Genomic DNA, 4,489 nt, shown 5'->3' on the forward strand with positions numbered 1-4,489 from the left:
TCAAGTTATAACGGTAGTTTGTCTACGGTCTGAGCCGAGAAACCTTTAAGGTTTCTCGGCTTTTTCTTCCATTAAAAAATCATTTGAATGAATAAGCTAAATTCTAAGTTAAAATATTTTCACGCTATTCTTTGTATAATTATCTATTAATATTCTATATTGGGCGCCTTATTTACATGAGCTTGATAACGTTTTAATCCCAAAAAGGCAACAATAACAATTATTGAAATTGTTAATAATTTATTCATAAGAAACCTCCTTTATATCAATCTATGATATAAATTATTTGCTACTCATATAATAATTTAATTCTAAGTCTTTTGATGTTTGTTTGCGTGTTTTTCTCATCAGTTCGATATCCTCAATTAACGATTTACCGTATGACGGAATCATTTTTTTAATAATCGGCATCCATTGTTCTTCATATTCTGGGAAATTCTTTTCGATCACTTCTAATGCTACAGATACTGAAGTTGAAGCACCAGGAGATTCACCTAATAAAGCGATAACTGAATGGTCTGCAGAGTTAACTACTTCAGTGCCAAATTGAATAAATCCTTTTCCATACTCTGGAGTATCTTTAATAACCTGAACACGTTTACCAGCAGTATATAATTGCCAATCTTCATCACGAGCTTCCGGATAGAATGTACGTAAATGATTCATACAACCTTCTTTAGTCATTAAAATTTGATCAAATGAATATTTAATTAATGGTAAGTTTTTAACTGCTGAAGCTAACAATGTCATAATATTGTATGGCTTGACTGATTTAAATAAATCTAAGTTAGAACCATTTTTTAAAAACTTAGGTCCTACACTAGCAAACGGACCAAACAATAGTGTGCGTTCTCCATCAATATAACGTGTATCCAAGTGAGGTACAGTCATAGGAGGTGTGCCTGGCGGTTCTTTACCGTAAACTTTGGCATCATGCTTTTCAATAACAGAAGGATTGGTACAGATTAAAAACTGTCCTGTAATAGGGAAGCCACCTAAGTTCTTACTTTCAGGAATACCTGTCTTTTGTAATAGTGGAATTGCGCCACCACCTGCACCAATAAATATGTAGTCTGCAAGTTCTGTTTTAATATTTCCACTATTACGTTGACGTACTTTAACTTCCCATTTACCATCTTTACGATGATTAAAATCAATAACTTCATGATTGTATTGAACATTTGCATTTGGATGTTCTTCAATACTCTTAGCCATTTTACGAGTAAGTTCCCCGAAATTGACATCTGTTCCTTCATCAATTTTACTTGCAGCCATAATGTCACTAGCACTATGCCCTTGCATCATTAATGGAATCCATTTTCTCATTTCTTCGATATCTTCAGTATACTCAATATTATCAAACATTGGAGCATCTTTCATAGCATGATAACGATCTTTTAAGAATTGAACATTATTTTTTCCTCGTACGAAACTGATATGAGGCAGTGGTTTAATAAACTCTTTTGGATTTGAGATATTATTACTCTTTACTAAATAGCTCCAAAATTGTTTTGAGATTTCAAATTGCTCATTAATCTCTTTTGCTTTCTCAATATCAATCGAACCATCAGGTTGTCTAACAGTATAATTTAATTCACATAATGCTGCGTGACCTGTTCCTGCATTATGACGCTCGTTTGAGCTTTCAATACCAGGTCGGTCTAGGCGCTCATAAAGTTTTATTTTCCAATTTGGTTCTAATTCTTTAAGCATAGAACTAAAAGTAGTACTTAAAACACCAGCGCCAATAACAATAACTGTTTTTGACTCTTTATTATTCATAATTGACTCCCTTTCTTATTTTGAGTACAGAAAACATTGTAATACAAAAACCATATTAATGAAAATCCTAATTTCCAATGTAAATCATCCATTTATGAAATATAAGCCTAGAATTATCATAGTATAATTACTACCTTAAGTTATAAAAATACTAAGAATAAATGTCCAAATACACACAAATATAAGGAGTCCTATACTAAAACGCATGGTCATTTTCATCAATTGTGATTCATTCCCCACTTCATTAACTGCTGCGGTAGCAATGGCAATAGATTGTGGCGATACAATTTTAGCTGTCACACCACCAGCAACATTAGCGGCAACCAATAAAGAACCTTTAAGATCAATTTGAGTCGCAACTGATGCTTGGATAGGTGCAAAGAGAACATTATTATTTACAACAGATCCTGTCATAAATACGCCGATCCACCCTAATATCGGAGATAGCAACGGGAAAATAGAACCAGACTTAGAAATACCTTGTCCCATTGCACTACTTAAACCACCGTAAGTTGTCACCTTAGATACTGCTAAAATAAAACAGATTGTAACTACAGAAATCCATAACTCTTTAAACGTAACAACTAATAATTTACCAGCACTTTTAAAATTCATGTTTTTAGCAATAATAATTGTTAAGATTACTGTAATCAAAATGGCTGTACCAGTTTGTGCAATAAAGTTAAATGTCAAAACATTAGGTGTATGGGTAACATCATTCATCGTACCAGGAACATTAAATTTAACAACTAATGAACTGAATAAGCCATCTTTTTCAAATAACTTTTTGAAAAATGATGAACTCCAAATAAGAACAACAAAAGTTAGAATAATGAATGGGCTCCACGCATAAACAATATCCTTCAATGAATGTTTGGTTACAGATGAAGTATTTTCACCTTTATGTAATCTAAAGATATTTTTAGGTTGGATTTTTTTAGATACTAGCGCTAACACTATCATGCTTACTAAACCAGGAATAATATCTGCAAGTGCTGATACATCTAAACTTGTAATAACAAGTTGCAAGAATGTATAAGTAAAAGAAACTATTAAAGTAAGTAGCCAAGTTTCTTTTACACCTTTAAATCCATCAATCATAAACATTAATAGAAATGGTATAAAAAAACTAATAAAATCAAGCGTTAAATTACCAATTAATGCCACTTCCGTTGAAGTAACATTTCCAGATAAACTTAATGTATCAATAATTGATATTGGTATTCCAACTGCTCCGTAGGCACCTGCAGCAGCATTAGCCACCAAACAATACATAGCTGCCTCTAATGGCTTGAATCCCAATTGAGTAAGTAATACAGCACATATCGCAATGGGCACACCAAAACCAGCTGCTCCTTCTAAAAATGCATTAAATACAAAACCAATAAGCAGTAATTGAATACGCTGATCTTGTGAAATACTTGAAATACTATCTTTAACAATATCAAACTGTCCACTCTCAGTTGAAATTTTATATAACCATACAGCCATAATAATAATAAAACCAATAGGAATAATCCCCTGGTAAAAACCTTCCAATACAGCACCGCCAGCAATACTTACTGGAAGTTTAAAAACGACTAAAGCGACTATTATTGTCACTATTAAAGTTGATAGTGCTGCATAAACACCTTTCATTTTAAATACTGTTAAAAATAATAAAAATAAAATGATAGGTACAGCAGCAAAAATTGATGATAAAAACAAATTATTAAATGGATCAAATGAATGTACTAACATTGAACCCCCCATTTCTCAATAAATAATTATTCATACGTTTTGACTTATAAAAAAATTCAAATAAACCAAAATCATCTGAACTCAAGTTTAAAATATATTATATTTTACTGTAAAGTACAACTTATATTTATTATCTATCCCCTTTAATTTCAGTAGTTAACTTAATTAATATTAATTTTTTTATTATAGGCGGAAACCTCAAGATTTTGTATATTTTAAATATTTATATCCATCAATGAAGTCATGGCATTTATTATCCACATTTTTCACACTCGATGCTTTTACTATGTCATTTCAAATCACATTTACTCTTCGCTATTTATTTTTATAACTATTAATAATATTAAATACTGATTTTAGCATACACAACCATATACATTTCTCTTCTTACTACAACAATCTAAAGCTGACAGAATTATCTATCAACTATGTTATTCTCACTAAATAATCCCCTCTCTTTTTCTTACCATCCTTATTTGAAAAGTAAAAAAAGGCCTGCAGTTGATATCAAACATCATTCTACAGGCCTCTATAAAATCTATATCATCATTACAAATCTCTTAATGACTTATATATTAATTGTCATTATTTTTTTACGTCTTCCAAACAATAATAAAGTTCCAAGAACTGCAAATAAAGAACCAAATAAAGTTGCATTACCTTGATCTGTTTGTTGTCCTGTTTCTGGTAATTCTTTTTTAGTAGGAACAGAATTACCATTTGTATTTTTAGGTGATTTAGTAATTGTACCTTTATCTGATGGATAATCCGGAATTGTTACCGCTCCTGTTACACCCTCTTCAGTTGTCGGCGTACCGTGTTCTTTTGTCACTTCATCTGTTGTCGGTTCGTAAGCTTCATTATCTGCATATGCGTACTCCATTTAATTTTTACACATAAAAAATAATAAAGGAACAGTACAACGAAAATGTCTAAATCGAGTAGGAGAGTAATCATTAATTGACCA

4 protein-coding genes are annotated in these 4,489 nt (G+C 31.4%); all 4 read right to left on the reverse strand.

The window, feature by feature from the left end; all coding sequences use genetic code 11:
* Positions 1-146: 146 nt before the first annotated feature.
* Positions 147-248, reverse strand: coding sequence for an SE2200 family small protein (locus HMPREF3270_RS00330; protein WP_070463537.1), 102 nt, complete (start codon positions 246-248; stop codon positions 147-149).
* A 34-nt stretch (positions 249-282) separates the two neighbouring features.
* Positions 283-1,782, reverse strand: coding sequence for an L-lactate dehydrogenase (quinone) (gene lqo / locus HMPREF3270_RS00335; protein WP_060804197.1), 1,500 nt, complete (start codon positions 1,780-1,782; stop codon positions 283-285).
* A 135-nt stretch (positions 1,783-1,917) separates the two neighbouring features.
* Positions 1,918-3,522, reverse strand: a complete 1,605-nt coding sequence (locus tag HMPREF3270_RS00340) for an L-lactate permease (protein WP_060804196.1) — start codon at positions 3,520-3,522, stop codon at positions 1,918-1,920.
* A gap of 568 nt (positions 3,523-4,090) precedes the next feature.
* The gene (locus HMPREF3270_RS14370) at positions 4,091-4,405 is read right to left on the reverse strand and encodes an LPXTG cell wall anchor domain-containing protein (RefSeq protein WP_070848028.1); all 315 of its coding nucleotides are present in this window, start codon (positions 4,403-4,405) and stop codon (positions 4,091-4,093) included.
* Positions 4,406-4,489: the final 84 nt, after the last annotated feature.

The organism is Staphylococcus sp. HMSC65H10 (genome assembly GCF_001839185.1).
In the GTDB taxonomy this organism is placed as follows: Bacteria; Bacillota; Bacilli; order Staphylococcales; family Staphylococcaceae; genus Staphylococcus; species Staphylococcus simulans.